This is a genomic window from Microbacterium sp. NPDC091382 (genome assembly GCF_044757025.1).
Taxonomy (GTDB): domain Bacteria; phylum Actinomycetota; class Actinomycetes; order Actinomycetales; family Microbacteriaceae; genus Microbacterium.
The window spans coordinates 167,789-189,351 of the sequence record NZ_JBIVUD010000003.1; the positions used below are offsets into that span (position 1 = coordinate 167,789).

Sequence of the window (21,563 nt, forward strand, 5' to 3'; positions counted from 1 at the left end):
GGTTACTTGTTCTCCTTGTGCTGTGCTGCGGCTTCCTGTGCCGCGGCTCGGGCGGATGCCGCATCGGATGCGGCGAGGGCTGCCTCGGCGATGCGCTTCGCGTCGTCGAGGCTGTGGTGCAAGAGGGTGGCGCGCACGTCTGCGAGCGCCGTCGGTGCCATGGAGAGGGTCGTGGCGCCGAGGCCGACGAGGACGACCGCGAGCAGCGGGTCGGCCGCCGCTTCACCGCAGATGCCGATGGGCTTGCCGGTGACGCGTCCACCGTCGCCCGTCGCCTTGACGAGCTGCAGGACGGCGGGATGCCACGGGTCCTGGAACGAGGACACCGAACCCAGGAGGCGGTCGGCCGCCAGGGTGTACTGGGTCAGGTCGTTCGTCCCGATCGATGCGAAGTCGGCGTGGGCGAGGACCCTGTCCGCGAGCAGCGCGGACGACGGGACCTCGACCATGACGCCGGCGGTCTTGATGCCGTACTCCCTCGCCAGGGTGACGAAGTACTCGGTCTCCTCGACGGTCGACACCATCGGCGCCATGACCCAGAGGTCTGCCTGGGTGGCGGCATCCGCGTTGGCGAGGGCGGTGAGCTGTTCGCGCAGGATGTCCTCGCTGGCGCGGAGTGCGCGAAGGCCGCGGAGTCCGAGGGCCGGGTTCTCCTCATGCGCGTCATTGAGGAAGGCGAGCGGTTTGTCGGCCCCGGCATCCAATGCGCGGACGACGACCTTCTTGCCGGGGAACGCCTGCAGCAGCTCGGTGTACGCCTTCGTCTGCTCCTCGACCGTCGGCGCCTGAGACGAGCTCAGGAACAGGAACTCGGTGCGGAACAGGCCCACGCCCTCGGCGCCGAGCTCGACGGCCTTCGCGGCGTCCTGCGGCTTGCCGAGGTTCGCGAGCAGCGGCACGGCCGTCCCGTCCGCGAGCGCGCCCGGCGTGACGGGGGCATCGGCAGCGGCGGCGCGATCGGCCTCGCGACGCTCGGCCTGGGCGATGTCGTCATCGGTCGGCTGGGTCGTGACGACGCCGCCGGCGGCATCGACGATCACGGTCTCGCCGTCGGCGAGATCGGCGGCGCCGCGGACGCCGACGACGGCGACGATGGACTTCTCACGCGCGAGGATCGCGGTGTGCGACGTGGGGCCGCCCTCCGTCGTCACGAGTGCGAGGACCTTGTCGAGGTCCAGGAGTGCGGTGTCCGCGGGAGCGAGGTCCTTCGCCACCAGGACGAACGGATGCCCCGGGTCGGGCACGCCGGGGGCGGCGACGCCACGGAGGTTCGCGATCACGCGCTGGGCGACGTCGTCGAGGTCTGCCGCGCGCTCGCCCAGGTAGCCGCCCATCGCGGAGAGGGTGTCGCGGAACGACGCGAAGGCGTCGAACACGGCGAACTCGGCGGTCTTGCCGGCGCCGATGCGGTTCGTGACCTCTTCTTCGAGCGCGGGGTCCTCGGCCATCATGGCCTGCGCCTCGAGGACCTCCTGAGCCGCGCCTCCGGCGGTCTCGCCGCGCTGCTCCAGCTCGCGCGCAACGGCCTCGATCGCGGCGCGGACGCGCGTGGTCTCTTCCTCCGCGCTCCGCGCGCTCTTCTCATCCTTCGGCGCGGGCAGCGGCTCCGCCATCCGCGCGATGGGGCCGTGGCTCACGCCCAGGCCGATTCCTACTCCTCGAAGCTCAGTCATGTGTCCCTCAGGCGTCGTGGTCGGTGGTCAGAAGTTCGGTGAGGGCGTCGAGCACCTCTTCGGCGTTCGCGCCGTCGGCGGTGAGCGTCACGTAGTCGCCGTTCTCGGCGCCCAGCGAGATCACACTGAGGATGCTGGCGGCGTTGACCGCCCCACCGGATCCCTTCGAGATCGTGACGGGGATGCCGGCATCCTTCGCGGCCTGCGCGAACATCTTCGCGGGGCGGGCGTGCAGGCCGTTGGAGGAGCCGATCCTGACGGTCCGGCTGGCCGGTGCGCTCATCGCGGGGTCCTTTCACTGCGGTCGGCGTCCATCGCCGCCGTCACGAGGGCGAGCGTGCGGATTCCGTCACGGTCGCCGAAGACGTCCTCCGGAAGCAGCACGGCATGCGCCTGTCGGGTGGCGGCATCCCGTGCGATGTCGGGGAGGGCGGAGGCGAGGTGCGGACCCACGAGCACCACGTCGCCGGCCTCGGCCTCCGTGGCGACCATGCCGGGCACTCCCGCGCGGACGAACAGCTCCGTGCCTTCGCGCTGTGCGGCCTGCCGCAGACGCTGGGCGACGAACGTGCTCGACGCACCGGCGCCACAGACGACGAGGATCTTCATCGATCCGCCTCCTTGTCTCTCCGCCATTCTCATCCGACTCCCAGGAAGCGACAACCAGCCGTTCTTCCGCGGGGGAGGAAACCCCCTGGCCGTGCAGGTGGTTGACTGGTCGGGTGAGCCGGGCGAGACAGGACCAGGTCATGGCGCTCCTGATCCGGGATGCCGCCTGGCGGACGGCCGGCGAGCTCGCCGACGTCGTGGGGGTCACGCCCCGCAGCATCCGCTCGTACGTCGCAGCGCTCAACGCCCGCGTGCCCGGTGGCGATGCGATCGAGTCCGGGGCCTCCGGCTACCGCGCCGGCGCCGGCGCCGCGGGCGCGCTCCGGACGGTGACCGAGGAGACCCCGCGCGACCGGCTCCACCGCCTCGTGCGGGACCTCCTCGACGCGCCCGCCGGGATCGACGTCTACGCCGCGGCGCAGCACTTCCATGTGAGCGAAGCGACGCTCGAGTCCGACCTCGGGCGCGTGCGCGCCCTTCTCAGCGGCACGCAGCTCACCCTGGAGCGCTCCGCCGAACGCGTGCGACTCTCGGGGACCGAGATGGCCCAACGCCGGCTGCTCAGCCGCCTCGTCCACGACGAGATGGAGCAGGGTGCGTTCGACCTCCGCGCCCTCCGCCGTGCGCTGGGGGAGAGCACCGCCGAGACCTCCGCTCTGGGCGCGTTCAAGGCCGAGCTCGTCGATGGGCTCGGCGAGCTCGGCTACCTCGTCAACGAGTTCGGCATCGGCGACGTCATGATGCACATCGCGATCGCCGCCGACCGCGTCGGACGGGGCCGCGGACTCGACGGCACGCCGGTCGGCGACTCCGCCGCGCGCAGCGAGATCGCCGGTCTCCTCGATCGCCTGGCCGTCGTCCACCTCGGAGTCCACCTCGGGGACGGCGACCGCGACCACCTGGCCGCGCTCGTGCAGACCCGGGTCGTCGCGCCGGGAGCCGCCGAACCCGACGCCGTCATCCGCGACCGGCTCGATGCCGACGTCGAGGCGGCCGTGCGCGCGGTCGTCGCGCGGGCGGCATCCGAGTTCCTGGTCGATATCGACCACGACGACTTCATCCTGAGGTTGTCGCTGCACGTGCAGAATCTGCGTCAGCGCGCACAGGACCGGGCGTGGTCGCGGAACGCGCTCACCCGCTCGCTGAAATCGAGCTACCCGATGATCTTCGATGTCGCCGTCTTCATCGCCGAGCAGCTCCGCGTCGTCGTCGGCGCTCCGCTCCACGAGGACGAGATCGCCTACATCGCGATGCACGTCGGAGGGCGCCTCGAGCGCTCGCGTCAGTCCGCGCGTCTGCTGACCGCGACGCTCGTCTGCCCGGGGTACTACGAGATGCACGAGCTGCTGCGCACGAGCATCGATCGCGCGCTCGGGCGCGAGATCGAGGTGGTCGCGGTCGAGACGCGCGTCGATCCCGATTGGGCAGGGCTCGACACCGACCTCGTGCTCACGACGATAGATCCTCCCGAGCCCTCCGAGAGGCTCGTGCGGATCCAGCCCTTCCTCACCGAGCCCGACGTGGAGCGTGTGCAGGCCGCCGCGGCTCGTGCGCGACGCGCGCGGCGCCTGGCCGGCCTCCGCGCCGAGCTCGAGCGCTACTTCTCGCCCGACGCCTTCGTGTCGCGCCTGCCCGCCGACGCAGACGAGGAGACCGTCATCCGCGGCCTCGGCGGGCTGCTCGCTGCGCAGGGGGTCATCACCGAGGACTACGTGCACCGCACGCTGGAACGGGAGCGGATCTCTTCGACCGCCTTCACCGACGCGCTCGCCGTCCCGCACGCGATCGGCATGACCGCGACGCGCACGGCGATCGCCGTCGGCCTCGCGGACCCGTCCATCCGATGGGGCGACGGGCGCGTGCAGGTCGTCGCGATGGTGGCGTTCTCGGAGTCGGACCGCGAGGCGTTCCAGACCGTCTTCGAGCAGTTCGTCGAGGTGTTCAGCGAACGGGACAGCGTGCAGCGGATCCTGCGCCGCGGCACGAGCTTCACCGGCTTCCTCGACGAGCTCGTCGCCGTCGTCGACGGCTGATCAGTCCGCGAGGCGCGCGTCGAGTCCCATCCGGACGCCCGGCCACTCGTGCGGGAGGATCGAGAACACGACGGTGTCGCGCATCGTTCCACCGGGCCCGATGCGGTGATTCCGCAGGACGCCGTCCTGACGCGCGCCGAGCCGTTCGATCGCCGCGCGGGACTGCCGGTTGTGCCAGGACGTCCGGAACTCGACCGCGATCGCCTCGCACGCCTCGAACGCGTGCCCGAGCAGCAGGCGCTTCGCGGTCGTGTTCACCTCGGTGCGCTGCACCTCCCGCGACAGCCAGGTGTACCCGATCTCGACGCGGCGGTTCTCTGCGTCGATGTCGCAGAACGTGGTCATGCCCTGCGGGCGCCCGTCCACGACGACCGTGAAGGGATTCATCCGGCCGGCGTCGCGCTCCGCGAGCCGCCGCGCGATCTCGTCGGGGACGGATGCCGGGATCGCGGTGTACCAGGCGTACTCGAGCCCCGCGCGCGCCGCCGTCAGGGCGTCGGCGTGCGACGGGTCGAGCGGCACCAGCTGAACCCGTCCCCGGCTCAGCGTGACCTGCTCGGTCAGCGCGGTCGTCATGCCTGCGCTGCGTCGAGCAGGGCGCGCACACCGTCATCGACGGCCGTGAGTCGGGCCGCGGCGTCGTCCGCGGACTCGCCGCGCACGTCGAGGTAGGCCTTCAGCTTCGGCTCCGTGCCGCTCGGCCGGACGATGACGCGCGAGCCGTCCTCGAGCCACAGCCGCAGGACGTCACCGCGCGGCGACCCGTCCGGCGCCGCCAGCAGATCCTCCAGGCGGCCGACGGGGACCGGACCGACGGATACCGGGGGCGCCGCCCGCAGCGCCGTCATGATGCGGCCGATCACCGAGACATCGTCGACACGGATCGAGACCTGGCCGCTCGCGAAGTGCCCGAAGGTCGCTGCGGACTCGTCGAGCAGGTCGCCGAGCGTCTTGCCCTCCTCCCGCGCCTCGGCGACGAGGCCGAGGATCGCGACAGCAGCCGAGATCCCGTCCTTGTCGCGCACGGTGCCCGGGTTGACGAGGTAGCCGAGTGCTTCCTCGAAGCCGTAGACGAGCCCCGGTGCGCGGGAGATCCACTTGAAACCGGTGAGGGTCGCCGTGAAGTCGAGGCCGTAGTGCTCGGCGATCGTCTGCAGACCGGGCGAGGAGACGAGCGAGCAGGCGAGGGTCCCCGACGTTGCGGTGCGAGCGGCGCGCCAGCCGAGCAGCAGTCCGACCTCGTTGCCGGTCAATCGGCGCCAGCCGCCCGGGGCCGCCGCATCCGGGATCGCGACGGCGAGCCGATCGGCGTCGGGATCGTTCGCGACGATGAGCTCGGCGCCTGCCTCGCGGGCGGTCTCGACCGCGAGGTCCATCGCGCCCGGCTCTTCCGGGTTCGGGAAGGCGACGGTGGGGAAGCGTCCGTCGGGCTCGATCTGCGCCGTGACGACGGTCGGTGCGGGGTAGCCCGCCGTCTCGAGCACGCGAGCGAACGTCTCGTGCCCGACGCCGTGCATCGCCGTGTAGACCCAGTTCAGGCCGGCGGCGCCCGCGGGTGCGGGGGCGACGAGGGCGGTCGCGGTGACGTAAGCCTCGACGACGGACTCGTCGGCGATCTCGTATGCGTCCGAGCGGGGGACCGCACCCAGGTCTGCTCGCGCGGCGATCTCGTCGATGTGCGCCGCGATCTCGGCATCCGCCGGCGAGACGATCTGTGCGCCCCCGTCGTCGTCGCCGAGGTAGACCTTGTAGCCGTTGTCGTCCGGCGGGTTGTGGGATGCCGTCACCATGACGCCGGCTGAGACGCCGAGGTGACGCACCGCGAAGGCGAGCACGGGCGTCGGCAGCAGGCGGGGGAGGAGGATCGCGCGCAGCCCTGCGCCGGCGAAGATCTCTGCGCTGTCGCGGGCGAACACGTCGGAGTTCCGACGTCCGTCGTAGCCGATGACAACCGAGGGAGTCCCGCCGTCCGCGCGCTCGCGGAGGTAGGCGGCGAAGCCGGCCGCCGCCTGACCGACGAGCACGCGATTCATGCGATTCGACCCGGCGCCGATCGCTCCGCGCAGACCCGCCGTCCCGAAGGCCAGGCGGGTGTCGAAGCGGTCGTGCAGGTCGGCGGTCGCGGCGTCGTCGCCGGTCTCGGCGCGCGAGATGAGATCCCCGAGCTCTGCGCGGGTCGTCTCATCCGGGTCCTGCGCGAGCCACTGCCGCGCGGTCTCGAGCACGCCCCCGCTCACAGGACGCCGATCACGCGGGCGAGCAGGTCCGAGATGACGAGCTCGGCGTCGCGGCCGGCTTCGAGGACCTCTTGATGGCTGAGCGGGGTCGACTGGATGCCGGCGGCGAGGTTCGTGATCAGCGAGAAGCCGAGGATCTCCATGCCCGCCTGACGGGCGGCGATCGCCTCGAGGGCCGTCGACATGCCGACGATGTGTCCGCCGATCGTCTTCGCCATCTGGACCTCGGCCGGCGTCTCGTAGTGGGGTCCCCGGAACTGGCAGTAGACGCCCTCGTCGAGACCCGGGTCGATCGTCCGCGCGAGGTCGCGCAGGCGCGACGAGTAGAGGTCGGTGAGGTCGATGAAGGTCGCGCCCTCGAGGGGGGAGTCCGCCGTGAGGTTGATGTGGTCGCTGATGAGGACGGGCTGTCCCGGTGACCAGGATTCCTTGATGCCGCCGGCGCCGTTGGTGAGCACCATGATCTTCGCACCGGTCGCGGCGGCGGTGCGGACGCTGTGCACGACCCGGCGGACACCGTGGTTCTCGTAGTAGTGGGTGCGCGCACCGATGACGAGGACGCGCTTGCCGTCGGGCGTCAGGATGCTGCGGATCGACCCGACGTGCCCGGCGAGGGCGGGCTTGCTGAAGCCGGTGACCTCCGTCGCGTCGAGGGTAGCGGTCGTCTCGCCGATGAGCTCGGCGGCCTTGCCCCAACCGCTGCCCAGGGTCAGGGCGATGTCGTGGCGTGCCACGCCGGTGAGGCGGGCGATGTCTGCTGCGGCGGTGTCCGCGACCTCGAACGGGTCGATGGCGGGGTCGTCGAGCGGGTGGGTCTCCTCGTGCATGCTCCCACTCTAGGAACCGCCGCGGCCCTCGGCCACACGACGGGCAGCGCGGCGCGGCGCGCAGACCCCCCTGCAGCCTGAAAGAATGGTCCACATGTCTGTGAGCTTCGAGACCACCCAGAGTGTCGCGATCATCGGCGGCGGCCCCGGCGGATACGAGGCGGCTCTCGCAGCGGCCCAGCTCGGAGCCGAGGTGACCCTCGTCGAGCGTGCAGGCATCGGAGGATCGGCCGTCATCACCGACGTCGTGCCGTCCAAGACGCTCATCGCCACGGCAGATGCCGCCGTCGCCATCCGCGGCGCGTCCGATCTCGGCGTGCAGCTTTTCGCCCGCGGCGACAGCGGCAAGCCGCTCAAGCCCGAGATCGCCATCAACTTGGGCGCGGTCAACAAGCGGCTGCTCTCGCTCGCCCGCCAGCAGTCCGACGACCAGCGTGCGCAGCTCGTGGACGCCGGTGTGCGCATCATCTCCGGACACGGCCGCCTCGACGGCACGCACGCCGTCGTCGTCTCGACCGGTCCCGGCGGCACCGACTTCGACCGCGTCGAGGCCGACACCCTCGTCGTCTCGGTGGGAGCGTCACCGCGCGAGCTCGACAGCGCCAAGCCCGACGGCGAGCGCATCCTCACGTGGACGCAGCTCTACAACATGACGAGCCTCCCGGAACACCTCATCGTGGTCGGGTCGGGTGTCACCGGCGCCGAGTTCGCCGGCGCCTACATGAACCTCGGCTCGAAGGTCACGCTGATCTCCAGCCGCGACCAGGTCCTGCCCGGCGAGGACTCGGACGCGGCAGCGGTGATCGAGAAGGTCTTCACGCGCGGCGGCATGGAAGTGCTCTCGAAGTCCCGCGCCGAGAAGGTCGAGCGGACGAAGGACGGCGTCGTCGCGACGCTGTCGGACGGCCGCACCGTCGAGGGCAGCCACTGCCTCATGGCGGTCGGATCGATCCCGAACACGGCAGGCATCGGACTGGAGGATGCCGGGGTGCAGCTCACCGACTCCGGCCACATCCAGGTCAACCGCGTCGCGCGCACCTCGGTCCCGAACATCTACGCCGCCGGCGACTGCACCACGTTCCTGCCGCTCGCCTCGGTCGCCGCCATGCAGGGACGGATGGCGGTCTTCCACGCGCTCGGCGACACCGTCATCCCGCTCGAGAAGCAGCGCGTTACAGCCAACATCTTCACAGCGCCCGAGATCGCGACGGTCGGTCGGCAGGAGCGCGACATCGAGTCGGGCGCCGTCAACGGCACGGTCCACAAGCTCCCTCTCGCCGCCAACGCGCGCGCCAAGATGATGGGAGTCAAGGACGGATTCGTGAAGATCATCGCCCGCGAGGGATCGGGCACCGTCATCGGCGGCGTCATCGTCGCGCCGCGCGCGTCCGAGCTGATCTACCCCATCGCCATCGCGGTGGAACGGCGACTCACGGTCGACCAGCTCTCGCGCGTGTTCGCGGTGTTCCCCTCGCTCGCGGGCAGCATCACCGACGCGACGCGCGCGATGCACCAGGTCGCCCGTGACGAGGACACCTACAGCTGAACCGGCTACCCGGGACGCCGCGCCGGCGTCAAGCCCCCTGGCGGGAGTGGACGCCCGCGTAGAGTGAGAGCGTCCTGGGGAGGGCGAGCTGATCTGGGGAGACCCGGAGAGACCTATGCGCGCACCAGTCCGAACGATGTTGAGCATCGCCGTCGCAGGAGCGGCCGTTCTGGCCTCCCTGCCGTTGTCGGCGGGCACGCTGCCGGAGCCGTCGCCGACGGCATCGTCGCAGGTCGGAGAATCCGGCGCCGACCCGAACCCGACCCCCGCGGCGGACGCGTCGCCGACACCGTTCCCGGATCCGCCTGCACCGACACCGGGGCCGTCCGCCGATCCCACGCCCGCCCCCACTCCGTCGGCGACCCCGGCACCGAACCCCGGGGCGTCGCCGTCACCGTCACCGTCACCCGAGGTGGTCCCGGAAGAGGACCACGAGCACGACGGCCCCACTCTGCCGCTCACGCGTGAGCTGCCACCGGACTCGTCGATCCCCATCGCGCCGCTACGTCTCACGGTTCCGCAGTACGGACCGCAGCCGGTGTTCCGCCTGCCCTTCGCCCCCGGGATCCGTTGGGGCGCCAGCGGATCCCATTCCGACAGCGACGGCATCAACCGCGGCGCCATCGACTTCTCGCCGCTGTCGTCCAAGGACCGTGCGGTGCGCACCGTCGCGGCGGGAACGGTCTACCGGGTCCGGTGCAGCACAGGGTGGTTCCTGGGCGTCGACCACGGCGGCGGCTGGATGTCGGAGTACTACCACCTGACCAATGCCAAGTCCTCGCTCGTCGGCCAGTGGGTGGAGGCCGGGACGACGATCGGCACCGCCGGTCAGACGCTGCCGTGCGGCGGCACGCCCGGAGACAGTGCGCATGTGCACCTGTCCATCCTCAACGCGGCTCTCGACGTGCCCAGCGGCAAGCGCAAGTACGTCTCGGTCAGCGGTATCCAGTTCGACAACTACACGCTCCGCGACTCGAGCGGTGCCTACAACGGCGTCTGGCGGAACCTCCAGGGCGACGTCGTGCTGACGTCGCGCCGGGTCACCTGCTGCCTGACGGCATCCACGCGGATCGGACCGACCGGCGGGTCGACCCTGCCCGACACCGACGGCAACGGGATCGACGACTACTCCGACGCGACCGCGTGGGACACCGATCTCAACAGCAACGGACTGCCCGACCTCGTCGCGTTCGGCGGACCCGGGACGTACACCGCCTTCGGCAACGGGCGGGGCTTCACGTCGCGGCAGCTCGGCCTGAACAACTTCGGGACCTCGCAGAGCTGGCAGCGCTCGACGCATCCCCGCATGGTCCTCGACGTGACCGGCGACGGCAAACCCGACATCGTCGGGTTCGGCGCGGCAGGCGTGTCGGTCGCGACGGGGACGGGCGGCAGCACGTTCACCGCCGCACGCAGCTGGCTGAGGGAGTTCGGCACCGACCAGGGATGGCGAGTCGGGGTTCACCAGCGCATCGTCGTCGACGTCACCGGCGACGGCAGACCGGACATCGTCGGATTCGGAGGCGCGGGCGTCTGGGTCGCGCGCAACACCGGCTCGTCCTTCGCCAAGCCGGCCCTGTGGTCGCGCGAGATGGGCTCGAGCGCTGCCGCCGGCGGGTGGGTCGCGTCGCGGCATCCGCGGTACGTCGTCGACGTCACGGGCGACGGTCGCCCCGACCTCGTGGGGTTCGGCGCGAAGGGCGTGTACGTCGCCCGCAACACCGGCTCGGGATTCGCGCCCATGACCCTGGTGCGGGCCGAGTTCGGCACGGACCAGGGGTGGGGCGTCGTGCAGCACCCGCGTCGCGTGATGGACATCGACGGCGATGGCAAGCCGGACATCGTCGCCTTCAGCGCCCGCGGCGTGCTGGTCGCGCGCGGTACGGGTTCCGGGTTCGCCCAGCCCGTCCGCTGGACCTCGGCCTTCGGCACGGACGCCGCCTCGGGTTCCTGGCGAGGTGACGTCCACTCACGAACCTTCGCCGACGTCAACGGGGACGGCCGGCTCGACATCGTCGGCTTCGGCTCCACGCGGACCTACGTCGCCCTCAACCGGGGGAGCTCCTTCGGCCCGTCGACGGTCTGGACGACCGACTTCGGCTCGCGCGAGTGGACTCCGGGATGGATGCCGCGAAGCGTCGTCGACGTCAACGGCGACGGCCGTGCCGACATCGTCGGGTTCGGGCGCGACGGGGTTCACGTCGCCCTGAGCACCGGGTCGCGGTTCGGGGCGGCGACCCACTGGTCGGACGGCTTCGGCTGGGACAGCTCGATCGGGGGATGGCGCGTGTGGGCCAACCCGCGGGCGGTCGCCTTCTGACCGCGGTCACCGTTCGATGGTGAGCTCCTGCAACGCTGTCGCGTGGAGGTACGTGCGCGTGGGTGCGGTCGCGGAGACGGTGACCCCGTCCGCGGCAGGAGCGTCGACTGTGATGCTGTGCGGTTCCTCGTCGCAGGCGATGTCCTGCTCGGTGGTCGCGCCTCCCGCGACGGCGACGCGCACGGCCGCGGTCACCCCGCCGAAGCAGCGGATGTCGATCCGGGAGACCTCCGTCGGCTGAGCGAAGTCCATCCGCACCTCGGCGGGGTCCGAACCGTCCGGACCGATCTGCATGCCCGCGATGCCGATGGAGCCGGGGCCGTCGGATTCCGCGTCGACGACGCCGTCGTACCACTCCCGTGCGGCGTCGAGGTCCACGCTCGGCGCACTCGTGCATCCGGTGAGCAGGAGCGCCACGGCTGCGAGCGCGAGCGGGATGCGAGGGTTCGTCATCCCCACACGATAGTTGTGGGAAGCGGCTCGCCGCCCGTGGTCAGGAGATCGTGAGCAGTTGGTGACCAGCCGAGACGGTGGCGCCCGCCTGGGCGTTGATCGCCCCGACGACACCGTCCTTGTGCGCCTGGATGGGCTGCTCCATCTTCATCGCTTCGAGGACGACGACCAGGTCGCCCTTGACGACCTGCTGTCCCTCCTCGACGGCGATCTTGACGACGGTCGCCTGCATCGGCGAGGCGACGGCGTCACCGCTCGCCCCGGACACGGCGGTCGATGCATGCGAGCGACGCGACGGGGGCACCGCGACGGGGCGACCGACGGCGGCCGGAGCCTGCGTCAAACGGTCCGGAAGGCTCACCTCGAGACGCTTCCCGGAGACCTCGACGACGACCGTGTGCCGGCTCTCGGGATCGGCGGCGGGGCCCGCCTCGCCGTCCCATGCGGGGATGTCGTTGTCGAACTCGGTCTCGATCCAGCGCGTGAAGACGCCGAAGGAACCGTCCCGGCCGGTGAAGGCGGGGTCGCGCACGACCTTGCGGTGGAAGGGCAGGACGGTCGGCATCCCGGCGACCTCGAACTCGTCGAGCGCGCGACGCGACCGCTCGAGCGCCTCTTCGCGGGTGCGTCCCGTGACGATCAGTTTGCCCAGGAGCGAGTCGAACGCGCCGGAGACGCTGTCGCCGGCGGTCACGCCGGAGTCCAGGCGGACACCGGGCCCACCGAACGTCTTGAAGACGTGGATGTCGCCGGGAGCAGGGAGGAAGTTCCGGCCCGGGTCCTCGCCGTTGATGCGGAACTCGAAGGAGTGGCCGACCGGTTCGGGGTCGGAGTAATCGAGTGTGCCGCCCTCGGCGATGCGGAACTGCTCGCGGACGAGGTCGATGCCGGTGACCTCCTCGGAGACGGGGTGCTCCACCTGGAGACGCGTGTTGACCTCGAGGAACGAGATGGTGCCGTCGGCGCCGATGAGGAACTCGCACGTCCCTGCACCGACGTAGCCGACCTCCTTGAGGATGGCCTTCGAGGCGGAATAGAGGATCTCGTTCTGCTCGGCGGTGAGGAACGGAGCGGGGGCCTCCTCGACGAGCTTCTGATGACGGCGCTGGAGGGAGCAGTCGCGGGTCGAGACCACGACGACGTTGCCCTCGGCATCCGCGAGGCACTGCGTCTCGACGTGGCGCGGTTTGTCGAGGTACTTCTCGACGAAGCACTCGCCGCGGCCGAAGGCGGCGATCGCCTCGCGGGTGGCCGACTCGAACAGCTCCGCGACCTCGTCGAGTTCGCGGGCGACCTTCAGACCTCGTCCGCCGCCGCCGTAGGCCGCCTTGATGGCGATGGGCAGGCCGAACTCCTCGGCGAAGGCGACGACCTCGTCGGCGCCCGAGACGGGGCCCGGGGTGCCCGGAGCGAGGGGAGCGCCGACCTTCTCGGCCACGTGCCGCGCGGTGACCTTGTCGCCGAGAGCCTCGATGGCCTCGGGGGAGGGGCCGATCCAGACGAGCCCTGCGCCGATGACGGCGCGGGCGAACTCCGCGTTCTCGGCGAGGAAGCCGTAGCCGGGGTGTACCGCGTCGGCACCGGAGCGGCGGGCGACCGAGAGGATCTTCTCGATCGACAGGTACGTCTCGGCGCTCGTCGCGCCGCCGAGGGCGTACGCCTCGTCGGCGAGGCGGGCGTGCATCGCGTCGCGGTCCTGGTCGGCGTAGACCGCCACCGAGGCCTTCCCCGAGTCGCGCGCGGCGCGGATGATGCGCACCGCGATCTCGCCGCGGTTGGCGATCAGCACTTTCGAGATTCGGGTGGTCACGCTCTCAGGCATGGCTTCGAGCCTACCCAGGTGGATGCCGGGTTCTTTGGATCCCTCGCACAAAGTCACGCAGGATTCATGTCGCAGAGTCCACTACGGGGTGGCCGCGCCGGTCCGGTTCCACAGTGCCGTCCACTCCACGCCGAGCTCGCGGACGAGGCGGCGCAGCATCGACAGTGACATGCCGACGACCGTCGAGGGGTCGCCCTCGACGCGTTCGATGAAGGCGCCCCCGAGGCTGTCGACCGTGAAGGCGCCGGCGACCAGCAGAGGCTCCTTCGTCGCCACGTAGGCATCGATCTCGGCATCCGTCACGTCCGCCGCGAACGAGACGGATGCCGCGGCCACCGCGTGCGCTTCGGTGAGCATCCCGTCGGGGCCGACGAGGAACACGCTGTGGCCGGAGTGCAGGACGCCGGTGCGTCCGCGCATGGACTGCCACCGCGCCCGTGCCGCTTCCGGCGTGTAGGGCTTGCCGAGGATCTCGCCGTCGAGCTCGAACATGGAGTCTCCGCCGACGACGAGGCCGTCGAACCCTTCCGCGGCGAGCGTCTCGGCGACGTCGGCGGCCTTGCGGCGCGCGAGGAGCAACACGTGCTCCTCCGGCGACAGGGTGCGGGCCTGCGCCGTCTCGGTCTCGGCGATCACCGCTTCCTCGTCTACCCGCGGTGCTCTCGTCTCGGGTTCGACACCGGCCTGTCGCAGCAGCATGAGGCGGGCGGGGGAGGTGGAGGCGAGGCACACGCGCATGCACACCACGGTAGCCGCGAGCGGTGTGACAGCATCGGAGGATGCACCCCGGAGACCTCCTCGACCTCGACGTCACGGCCGTCGCCCACGGCGGCGTCTTCGTCGCCCGTCACGAGAACCGGGTCGTCTTCGTCTCGGACGCGATCCCCGGTGAGCGCGTCCGCGTGGCGCTCACCGACACGAAGAAGTCGTCGTTCTGGCGCGGCGACACGGTCGAGGTGCTGGATGCCTCGCCGCATCGCCGCCCCCACGTGTGGTCCCCCGCCGACGTCGGCACGCCTCCCGCGGACCGTCCGGGCGGAGCGGACTTCGGCCACATCGCCCTCGACCATCAGCGCGCCCTCAAAGCCGAGGTGCTCCGCGACGCGCTCGCCCGCTTCGCGGGCTCCGAGGCGCCGGTCACGATCGAGCCGCCGACGGCGCAGACGATAGGGGACCGGCTCGTCGAGGAATCACCGGACGGCACCGGATGGCGCACCCGGGTGAGTCTCCACGTGGACGAGGAGGGACGCATCGGTCCGTTCGCGGCGCGGAGTCACCGCGTCATCCCCGTCGAGGACCTTCCGCTCGCCACGCCCGGCATCGCCCGCGCCATGGTGCGGCGTCAGGGCGGGTCGCCGGGCAGACTCGACCTCGTGCAACCGGCGGACGGCCGCGTGCGCGTCATCTCCCGTCCCGAGCCCACCCGTTCCCGCCGTCCGGGGCCGGTCGACCCCGCCGCGCGCGAGGTCGTGATCGAAAGGGTCGGCGATCGCGAGTTCCGCGTGGATGCGGGGGGCTTCTGGCAGGTGCACCGCCTCGCGGCCGGCACCCTCCACGACGCCGTCGCCGATGCCGTCGCCGCACGCGTGGACCCGGAGGGTTGGCACCTCGACCTGTGCGGCGGCGTGGGTCTCCTCGCGGCATCCGTCGCGGGCGTCGGGGGGCCTGCGACTCGGATCACCTCCGTCGAATCCGATCCGCGGGCGACCGAGCACGCCGGTGAGAACCTCGCCGCCTGGATCGGGGCCCGTGCCGAGACCGCGCGGGTGGATCGCTGGCTCGGCCATCTCGTCGACACCGCGACGCCCGCCCAGCGCGCGCGGCTCGCACAGGGAACGGTCGTGCTCGACCCGCCGCGCGCCGGCGCCGGCAGAGAGGTCGTCGAGCGTCTCGCGTCCCTCGCGCCCGAGCGCATCGTCTACGTCGCCTGCGATCCCGTCGCTCTCGCCCGGGATCTCGGGACCTTCGCGTCACACGGCTACACGGCGCCGTCGGTGCGGGCCTTCGACCTCTTCCCGCATTCGCACCACGTCGAAGCGATCGCCGTCCTGACGCGGTGACGGATAAGGTGAGCGCATGATCCGCGTCGCCCTCATCGACGACCACGAATCCGTGCGACTCGGCCTCGAGGCCGCCTGCACCCGCACGGGTGAGATGCGCGTCGTCTTCTCGGGGGAGAGCGTCTCGGCCTATCTCGACTGGCGCACCCTCACTCAGAAGCAACCCGCCGACGTCGTGGTGTTGGATCTGACGCTCGGCGACGGTGCGACGGTCACCGAGAACGTCACGCGCGTCGTCCACGACGGGTCACCCGTCATCATCCACAGCGTCGCGGATCGCCCCGCCGCCGTGCGCGAGGCGCTCGTCGCGGGCGCTGCCGGTGTCGTGAGCAAGGCGTCGCGCACCGACGAGGTCATCTCCGCCATCGACACGGTCGCTCGCGGGGAGTCGCTCGACAACGTCGAGTGGGCATCGGCCATCGACGGTGACCGCGCGTTCGCCGACGCGCAGCTGTCATCCCGTGAGCGGGACGTGCTCAGGCTCTACGCCGCGGGGCTCCCGCTCAAGACCGTCGCGGAGCGGCTGGGGGTGGCGTACTCGACCGCCAAGGAGAACATCACACGCGTCCGCGTCAAATACGTCGAAGTGGGCCGGCCCGCTCCCACGAAAGTGGACCTGCTCCGACGCGCCATGGAAGACGGCCTCGTCGCAGAGGACTCCGGTGGCGCCTGAGGTCGCGACGACCGGGATGCTGACGATCCCGCCCGATTCGACCTTCTTCTCGCGCGAGCGCGTCGAGCGCATCCTCGCCTTCGTGGTCGCTGTGGGATCGGCCGTGCTCGGCATCCAAGCGCTCCTGCACGCGCTCGCGTCGGGTCAGGAGCACCACACGTGGAACGTCGTGCTCACCGTCGTCACCTTCGGGCCGCTCCTGCTGATGATCGCGGCGAGCATCGCCGGACGCTTCTACCGCCCGCTGGCCGCCGTCTTCGCGATCGTCTTCCCCCTCGTGCTCCTGGTCTGGCCCATCGCGACAGTGGGGCGGGAGGCATCCGTCTCGAGCGAACCGTGGATCTGGTACCTGCTCAACGTCGCAACCGTCGCCACGGTGCTCGTCTTCCCGCTGGCGCTGCAGTACGTCTGGTGCGCCCTGATCCCGATCCTGTACGGCGTCGTGCGGCTCATCCAGGTCGGGGCGGGCGTCGAGAACGTCATCCAGGTCTCCCGACAGGTGGTGTACGCCGTCATCCTCGCGGTGGTCATGACGATGATCGGGTGGATGCTGCGGCTTCTCGCCGAGCGACTGGATCGCACCCGTGAGGAGGCCGTGCGCTCCTATGCGGCCGCGGCCGCGGCGGACGCCGTCGAGCAGGAACGCATCTCGGTGGCCGCCCTCATGCACGACAGCGTCCTGGCCGCGCTCATCGCGGCGGAGCGCGCCTCGACGCCGCGCGAGCGCGACCTCGCGGTGGGCATGGCGCGCGACGCCCTCACGCGACTCGCCAATGCCGACCGTGAGGCGGAGGAAGGCCCGGACGAGCCGGTCGAGCCGATGTTCCTGGCAGAGGGCATCCGCGAAGCGGCTCTCGAACACGACGTCGACGTCGAACTGCGTATCGACATCGACCCGAGGGCCAAGGCGCTGCCGGGCCGGGTCGCGCGCGCCCTCGTGCTCGCGGCGGCTCAGGCGGTCGTCAACGCGATCGAGCATGCCCAGGGCGAGGGACTGTACGCCGAGGTGACCGCGGACGACCGCCGTGTCGTGGTGCGGGTCGTCGACACCGGGCAGGGGTTCGATGTCCACGCCGTCCCCGAGGACCGGCTCGGGATCAGCGGCTCCGTGGTCGCCCGTGTCGCCGCCGTCGGTGGCCAGGCGAAGGTGCGCAGCTCGCGCCGCGGCACGATCGTCGATCTGCGCTGGGAGTATCCGCGATGAACATGCGCGTCCACACCGGACTCTCGATCGTGGCGATCGTGTTCACCGCGTACCTCGCCGTCGGCGGACTCGTGTGGACGTCCCCCGTGTCGCAACCGGCGCTGTTCATCGCCGCGTTGTCGCTGTACCTCGTGACGACCTGGCTCTGCGTGTTCTGGGACTTCGCCCCACGCCCCGCCGGGGCGGAGGCCCGCAGCGAGGATGGTCCGGAGCGCGGGATGCCACGAGGCGCCTCCTTGCCTCTCTGGCTCTGCGTGCTGGTCCTCGCCACCACCGTTCTCGTGCCGCTGGCGACCTGGTCGGCCGTGCCCGAGGGTGCGAGACTCGAGCCGTTCGCCACGTGGAGCCTGGGTGGGATCGGGGCTCTCCTGACGATCGTCACCGTTCGGCGTCGACCGCTGTACGCGTGGATCGGGGTCGTCCTCCTCGGGGTCTCCTCGTCGGTGTGGATCGGTCTTCCCAACTCGCTGGCTCTGGGGCTCGTCGGTGCCGCGGTCTGGGTCATCGTCGCTCAGCTCCTGACGGGCCTCGTCGACCGGGCTGCGGTCGACACGGCGGAGCTGACGGGCATCCAGCGTCGCTCGTTCGAGTGGCTCGCGAGCCAGGAAGGGCGTCGACGGGAACGGCGTGTGCGCGTGCAGCAGGCGCTCGCCGTCGCAGGTCCCCTCCTCATCCGCACGATCGAGTCCGACGGCGACCTCGAGCCCGAGGAGCGCGAGCGTGCACGTCTGGCCGAGGGGTCACTGCGCGACGAACTGCGCGGACCGCGTCTGCTCGACGAAGCGGTGCGGGCCCGGTTGCAGCAGGCGCGTCTGCGGGGAAGCACCGTCACGGTCCTGGATGAGGGCGGACTGGATGCCGTGAGTCCGGCCGCGCTCGAGCGGATCCGCGCCGATCTGGCCGACGCCCTGGCGGGTGCGTCGTCGGAGCGGATCTACATCCGCACCTCGCCGCACCCTCGAGTGGCGGTCACCGTCGTGGGTCGCTCACGTCGACGGGAGGATCCGGACGGAGACGAGGTCGTCGACCTCTGGCATGAGATCGCGCATCCGCGTCCCACCCTCGACCGCTGAGCCTCGCGTCAGCGGGGTGGGAGCGGGAAGAGAAGAGGCGAGGGGCGGCGAAGCCGCCCGCCCCTCGCCATGCGAGTGGTTACCCGAAAACCGACCCGCACATGCCGATCCGCGCTCTGAGGGATACGGATCGACAGAACGCAGAAGCGTTCCAGCAGTTTTAGTCTGACTGATCGTCAAATCCGTGTCTGTAGGTACTTTGGGGGACACGTCGAGCGGGTCTCAGCCCGCCCAGCGCCCCCACGGCGCGTCCCGCCGGATTCCGCTGTGTATCCCGCGCCCGGACGCCCGCCATGCCGAAACGGCGGGCTCGTCGGCGACGGCCGTCTGCTGCTCACGGACCACGGCCTCGCTGACGACGGCGATCACCGCCGCCAGCTCCTCCGGGCTCGCGTCGCCGCGCCGTACCTGCAGAGGTGCGGCGGTCGCGGCGTCGTCGGGGAGGGTCACAGCGGGATGTTCCCGTGCTTCTTGGCCGGCTGGCTCGCGCGCTTGCCGCGCAGGGCGCGCAGCGCCTTCGCAACGGCGACCCGGGTCTGCGCCGGCTCGATGATCCCGTCGAGCTCGCCGCGTTCGGCGGCCAGGAACGGCGAGGCCACGTTGTAGGTGTACTCGTTCGCCAGACGCGTGCGGACGGCGGCGACGTCCTCGCCGGCCTCCTCTGCCCGCTTGATCTCACCGCGGTACAGGATGTTGACCGCGCCCTGGCCGCCCATGACGGCGATCTCGGCCGTGGGCCACGCGAGGTTGATGTCCGCACCGAGCTGCTTGGACCCCATGACGATGTACGCGCCGCCGTAGGCCTTGCGCAGGATCACCGTGACGAGCGGCACCGTCGCTTCCGCGTAGGCGTACAACAGCTTCGCGCCGCGCCGGATGACACCCGTCCACTCCTGGTCCGTGCCGGGCAGATAGCCGGGGACGTCGACGAGTGTGAGGATCGGGATCGAGAACGCGTCGCAGAAGCGCACGAAGCGGCTGGCCTTCTCGCCGGCGTCGATGTTCAGTGTGCCGGCCATCTGCGACGGCTGGTTCGCGATGATGCCGACCGTGCGCCCCTCGATGCGACCGAAGCCGATGACGATGTTGGGCGCGAACAGCGGCTGGACCTCGAGGAAGTCGCCGGCGTCGACGATGTGCGAGATGACCTCGTGGATGTCGTAGGGCTGGTTCGGCGAGTCCGGGATGACGGTGTTCAGGACGCGATCGGAGTCGGTGGTCTCGAACTCGAAACCGGACTCGTACCCGGGCGCGTCGGACATGTTGTTGTCGGGCAGGAAGCCGACGAGCGTGCGCGCGTAGTCGATCGCGTCGTCCTCGTCCTCGGCGAGGTAGTGCGCGACGCCGGAGCGGGTGTTGTGCGTGTGTGCGCCCCCGAGCTCCTCCATGCCGACGTCCTCGCCCGTGACGGTCTTGATGACGTCGGGGCCGGTCACGAACATCTGGCTGGTCTTGTCGACCATGATGACGAAGTCGGTGAGGGCGGGGGAGTAGACGGCGCCGCCGGCGGCCGGTCCCATGATGAGGGAGATCTGCGGGATGACTCCCGAGGCAGCGGTGTTCAGGCGGAAGATCTCGCCGTACTTGCCGAGGGCGACGACGCCCTCTTGGATGCGGGCCCCGCCGGAGTCGAGGATGCCGATGATCGGGATGCCGCTGCGCAGCGCCAGCTCCATGACCTTGATGATCTTCTCGCCGGCCACCTCGCCGAGCGATCCGCCGAACGTCGTGAAGTCCTGCGAGTAGACGGCGACGGTGCGTCCGTGGATGGTGCCGGTGCCGGTGACGACCGAGTCGCCGTACGGCCGGGAGCGGTCCATGCCGAAGGCGGTCGTGCGGTGCCGCACGTATTCGTCGAGTTCGACGAACGAGCCGGGGTCGACGAGGAGCTCGATCCGCTGACGAGCGGTCAGTTTCCCCTTCGCACCCTGCTTGGCGCGGGCGGTCTCCTCGGCGGAGACGACGGCTTCTTCGTAGCGTGCACGCAGGTCGGCGATCTTGCCGGCGGTCGTGAACAGGTCGGGCTGATCGGTCACGCGTTCCACCCTAGCGAGCGCATCCGCGGCAGCGTTGGATAGGGGCGACAACGGCACGGCGGATCCGCTGTGGCATCCCTCATCCTCGCGCTGTCAACCCGACCGCGGCGACGGCGGCACGGTTCTAGGGTGGCGGCATGTCGATCCCCGAGAACGGATACCCCCGGGCCGCTGCGGTGACCCCTCGCCTCCACGTCGTCCCGAGTGTCGACTCGACGAACCAGCTGCTCCTGAAGGACGCCTTCGACGATCCCGAAGCCCATCCCCACCTCTCGGTCGTGGTCACACGCGACCAGCGCGCAGGACGCGGCCGCCTGGACCGCACCTGGGTGACCCCGCCCGACTCGGCGCTCGCCGTGTCGGTCCTGCTCCGGGTCGACGCCGTGCCGGTGGCGGCACGCGGGTGGATCCCGCTGATCGCGGGCGCGGCGATGACGGCAGCCGTCCGGGCCCAGATCGAGGATCGCGAAGTCGGCCTGAAGTGGCCGAACGACGTCCTCGTCGGGGGCCTCAAGATCTGCGGCATCCTCGCCGAGGTCATGCCCGGCGACCCGCACGCCGTCGTCGTCGGCGCGGGCGTGAACACGCGGATGACCGCCGCGGAGCTGCCCGTCCCGACGGCGACCTCGTTCGCGGCCCTCACCCTCACCGCCGACGAGGATCGCCTCCTCGAGGACTACCTCACGAGGCTCCGTGACGGGATCGCCGATCTCGCCGTCGGAGGAACCGCTGCGGGTCTCGCGACCAAGGCGGTCCGTGACGCGTGCACGACGATCGGGTCGGACGTGTCCGTCTCCCTTCCCGACGGATCGACCCTCATCGGGTCGGCACGGGCGATCGACGACGAGGGGAGGCTCGTGGTCGAGGCCGCGGGGGCCACCCACGTCATCTCCGCCGGCGATGTCGTCCACGTGCGGTGACAGGGCTGACGGAGCCGGCCGCTCCCGCTCGCGCGGGCGCGTCGCCCGCGGCCGGTCGGTGGAGCGCGTCATGATGG

Annotated in this window: 19 protein-coding genes; 8 read left to right on the top strand and 11 right to left on the bottom strand. The window is 71.0% G+C overall.

All coding sequences use genetic code 11. From position 1 onward, the window contains the following. Positions 1 to 2: 2 nt before the first annotated feature. The 3 genes from ptsP to ACIQLK_RS12270 are packed head-to-tail and all read right to left on the bottom strand — an operon-like array spanning position 3 to position 2,282. A complete protein-coding gene (ptsP, locus tag ACIQLK_RS12260) occupies positions 3 to 1,673 on the bottom strand; it encodes a phosphoenolpyruvate--protein phosphotransferase (protein ID WP_400365076.1) in 1,671 nt (556 codons plus the stop codon). Between the two features lie 7 nt (positions 1,674 to 1,680). Continuing rightward, on the bottom strand, positions 1,681 to 1,956 hold the full coding sequence (locus ACIQLK_RS12265) for an HPr family phosphocarrier protein (protein ID WP_091356012.1): 276 nt from the start codon (positions 1,954 to 1,956) through the stop codon (positions 1,681 to 1,683). Next, positions 1,953 to 2,282, bottom strand: a complete 330-nt coding sequence (locus ACIQLK_RS12270; protein WP_400365077.1) for a PTS sugar transporter subunit IIB — start codon at positions 2,280 to 2,282, stop codon at positions 1,953 to 1,955. The genes ACIQLK_RS12265 and ACIQLK_RS12270 overlap by 4 nt, the downstream gene beginning before the upstream one ends. A gap of 140 nt (positions 2,283 to 2,422) precedes the next feature. Between ACIQLK_RS12270 and ACIQLK_RS12275 the strand changes: the two genes are divergently transcribed. Next, positions 2,423 to 4,315, top strand: coding sequence for a BglG family transcription antiterminator (locus tag ACIQLK_RS12275; protein ID WP_400365573.1), 1,893 nt, complete (start codon positions 2,423 to 2,425; stop codon positions 4,313 to 4,315). Here the strand turns inward: ACIQLK_RS12275 and ACIQLK_RS12280 are convergent, their stop codons facing one another. The 3 genes from ACIQLK_RS12280 to ACIQLK_RS12290 are packed head-to-tail and all read right to left on the bottom strand — an operon-like array spanning position 4,316 to position 7,379. After that, positions 4,316 to 4,891: a GNAT family N-acetyltransferase gene (locus tag ACIQLK_RS12280; RefSeq protein ID WP_400365078.1), complete on the bottom strand. Its 576-nt coding sequence runs from the start codon at positions 4,889 to 4,891 to the stop codon at positions 4,316 to 4,318. Then, a complete protein-coding gene (locus tag ACIQLK_RS12285; protein ID WP_400365079.1) occupies positions 4,888 to 6,552 on the bottom strand; it encodes a phospho-sugar mutase in 1,665 nt (554 codons plus the stop codon). The genes ACIQLK_RS12280 and ACIQLK_RS12285 overlap by 4 nt, the downstream gene beginning before the upstream one ends. Beyond that, positions 6,549 to 7,379, bottom strand: a complete 831-nt coding sequence (locus ACIQLK_RS12290; RefSeq protein ID WP_400365080.1) for a purine-nucleoside phosphorylase — start codon at positions 7,377 to 7,379, stop codon at positions 6,549 to 6,551. The genes ACIQLK_RS12285 and ACIQLK_RS12290 overlap by 4 nt, the downstream gene beginning before the upstream one ends. A gap of 94 nt (positions 7,380 to 7,473) precedes the next feature. Here ACIQLK_RS12290 and ACIQLK_RS12295 point away from each other — a divergent pair, with 94 nt between their 5' ends. Beyond that, positions 7,474 to 8,925 carry an NAD(P)H-quinone dehydrogenase gene (locus tag ACIQLK_RS12295; protein ID WP_400365081.1) on the top strand — a complete coding sequence of 484 codons (1,452 nt, stop codon included), beginning with the start codon at positions 7,474 to 7,476 and terminating at the stop codon, positions 8,923 to 8,925. A 136-nt stretch (positions 8,926 to 9,061) separates the two neighbouring features. Next, complete coding sequence (locus tag ACIQLK_RS12300; RefSeq protein ID WP_400365082.1) at positions 9,062 to 11,245, top strand: FG-GAP-like repeat-containing protein; 2,184 nt, start codon at positions 9,062 to 9,064, stop codon at positions 11,243 to 11,245. 6 nt (positions 11,246 to 11,251) lie between these two features. Here the strand turns inward: ACIQLK_RS12300 and ACIQLK_RS12305 are convergent, their stop codons facing one another. The 3 genes from ACIQLK_RS12305 to ACIQLK_RS12315 form a co-directional block, all read right to left on the bottom strand. Continuing rightward, complete coding sequence (locus ACIQLK_RS12305; protein ID WP_400365083.1) at positions 11,252 to 11,698, bottom strand: hypothetical protein; 447 nt, start codon at positions 11,696 to 11,698, stop codon at positions 11,252 to 11,254. A gap of 40 nt (positions 11,699 to 11,738) precedes the next feature. Next, a complete protein-coding gene (locus ACIQLK_RS12310) occupies positions 11,739 to 13,520 on the bottom strand; it encodes an acetyl/propionyl/methylcrotonyl-CoA carboxylase subunit alpha (protein WP_400365084.1) in 1,782 nt (593 codons plus the stop codon). Between the two features lie 81 nt (positions 13,521 to 13,601). Then, a complete protein-coding gene (locus ACIQLK_RS12315) occupies positions 13,602 to 14,258 on the bottom strand; it encodes a Maf family protein (protein WP_400365085.1) in 657 nt (218 codons plus the stop codon). Positions 14,259 to 14,299: 41 nt separating this feature from the next. Here ACIQLK_RS12315 and ACIQLK_RS12320 point away from each other — a divergent pair, with 41 nt between their 5' ends. From ACIQLK_RS12320 to ACIQLK_RS12335, 4 genes are read left to right on the top strand one after another with little or no spacing between them, the layout of a single operon-like run. Beyond that, a complete protein-coding gene (locus ACIQLK_RS12320; protein WP_400365086.1) occupies positions 14,300 to 15,580 on the top strand; it encodes a class I SAM-dependent RNA methyltransferase in 1,281 nt (426 codons plus the stop codon). Positions 15,581 to 15,596: 16 nt separating this feature from the next. Then, positions 15,597 to 16,253, top strand: a complete 657-nt coding sequence (locus ACIQLK_RS12325; RefSeq protein ID WP_400365087.1) for a response regulator — start codon at positions 15,597 to 15,599, stop codon at positions 16,251 to 16,253. Next, a complete protein-coding gene (locus tag ACIQLK_RS12330; protein ID WP_400365088.1) occupies positions 16,243 to 17,457 on the top strand; it encodes an ATP-binding protein in 1,215 nt (404 codons plus the stop codon). Before ACIQLK_RS12325 ends, ACIQLK_RS12330 begins: the two co-directional genes overlap by 11 nt. Next, positions 17,454 to 18,530, top strand: a complete 1,077-nt coding sequence (locus ACIQLK_RS12335; RefSeq protein ID WP_400365089.1) for a hypothetical protein — start codon at positions 17,454 to 17,456, stop codon at positions 18,528 to 18,530. Before ACIQLK_RS12330 ends, ACIQLK_RS12335 begins: the two co-directional genes overlap by 4 nt. Positions 18,531 to 18,752: 222 nt before the next feature. Here ACIQLK_RS12335 and ACIQLK_RS12340 read toward each other — a convergent pair whose 3' ends face one another. Both ACIQLK_RS12340 and ACIQLK_RS12345 read right to left on the bottom strand, forming a co-directional pair. Continuing rightward, positions 18,753 to 18,980, bottom strand: a complete 228-nt coding sequence (locus ACIQLK_RS12340; RefSeq protein ID WP_400365090.1) for an acyl-CoA carboxylase epsilon subunit — start codon at positions 18,978 to 18,980, stop codon at positions 18,753 to 18,755. After that, positions 18,977 to 20,566, bottom strand: coding sequence for an acyl-CoA carboxylase subunit beta (locus ACIQLK_RS12345; RefSeq protein ID WP_400365091.1), 1,590 nt, complete (start codon positions 20,564 to 20,566; stop codon positions 18,977 to 18,979). The genes ACIQLK_RS12340 and ACIQLK_RS12345 overlap by 4 nt, the downstream gene beginning before the upstream one ends. Before the next feature lie 137 nt (positions 20,567 to 20,703). Between ACIQLK_RS12345 and ACIQLK_RS12350 the strand changes: the two genes are divergently transcribed. After that, positions 20,704 to 21,486 (top strand): biotin--[acetyl-CoA-carboxylase] ligase, encoded by a 783-nt coding sequence (locus tag ACIQLK_RS12350; RefSeq protein ID WP_400365092.1) that lies wholly within the window; start codon positions 20,704 to 20,706, stop codon positions 21,484 to 21,486. The last annotated feature ends 77 nt before the right edge of the window (positions 21,487 to 21,563 follow it).

What these genes read in the sequence shown, in the direction of transcription:
- ptsP (WP_400365076.1), bottom strand. Translation starts at nt 1,673, where the DNA reads ATGACTGAGCTTCGAGGAGTAGGAATCGGCCTGGGCGTGAGCCACGGC.
- ACIQLK_RS12265 (WP_091356012.1), bottom strand. Translation starts at nt 1,956, where the DNA reads ATGAGCGCACCGGCCAGCCGGACCGTCAGGATCGGCTCCTCCAACGGC.
- ACIQLK_RS12270 (WP_400365077.1), bottom strand. Translation starts at nt 2,282, where the DNA reads ATGAAGATCCTCGTCGTCTGTGGCGCCGGTGCGTCGAGCACGTTCGTC.
- ACIQLK_RS12275 (WP_400365573.1), top strand. Translation starts at nt 2,423, where the DNA reads ATGGCGCTCCTGATCCGGGATGCCGCCTGGCGGACGGCCGGCGAGCTC.
- ACIQLK_RS12280 (WP_400365078.1), bottom strand. Translation starts at nt 4,891, where the DNA reads ATGACGACCGCGCTGACCGAGCAGGTCACGCTGAGCCGGGGACGGGTT.
- ACIQLK_RS12290 (WP_400365080.1), bottom strand. Translation starts at nt 7,379, where the DNA reads ATGCACGAGGAGACCCACCCGCTCGACGACCCCGCCATCGACCCGTTC.
- ACIQLK_RS12295 (WP_400365081.1), top strand. Translation starts at nt 7,474, where the DNA reads ATGTCTGTGAGCTTCGAGACCACCCAGAGTGTCGCGATCATCGGCGGC.
- ACIQLK_RS12300 (WP_400365082.1), top strand. Translation starts at nt 9,062, where the DNA reads ATGTTGAGCATCGCCGTCGCAGGAGCGGCCGTTCTGGCCTCCCTGCCG.
- ACIQLK_RS12305 (WP_400365083.1), bottom strand. Translation starts at nt 11,698, where the DNA reads ATGACGAACCCTCGCATCCCGCTCGCGCTCGCAGCCGTGGCGCTCCTG.
- ACIQLK_RS12310 (WP_400365084.1), bottom strand. Translation starts at nt 13,520, where the DNA reads ATGCCTGAGAGCGTGACCACCCGAATCTCGAAAGTGCTGATCGCCAAC.
- ACIQLK_RS12315 (WP_400365085.1), bottom strand. Translation starts at nt 14,258, where the DNA reads ATGCGCGTGTGCCTCGCCTCCACCTCCCCCGCCCGCCTCATGCTGCTG.
- ACIQLK_RS12320 (WP_400365086.1), top strand. Translation starts at nt 14,300, where the DNA reads ATGCACCCCGGAGACCTCCTCGACCTCGACGTCACGGCCGTCGCCCAC.
- ACIQLK_RS12325 (WP_400365087.1), top strand. Translation starts at nt 15,597, where the DNA reads ATGATCCGCGTCGCCCTCATCGACGACCACGAATCCGTGCGACTCGGC.
- ACIQLK_RS12335 (WP_400365089.1), top strand. Translation starts at nt 17,454, where the DNA reads ATGAACATGCGCGTCCACACCGGACTCTCGATCGTGGCGATCGTGTTC.
- ACIQLK_RS12350 (WP_400365092.1), top strand. Translation starts at nt 20,704, where the DNA reads ATGTCGATCCCCGAGAACGGATACCCCCGGGCCGCTGCGGTGACCCCT.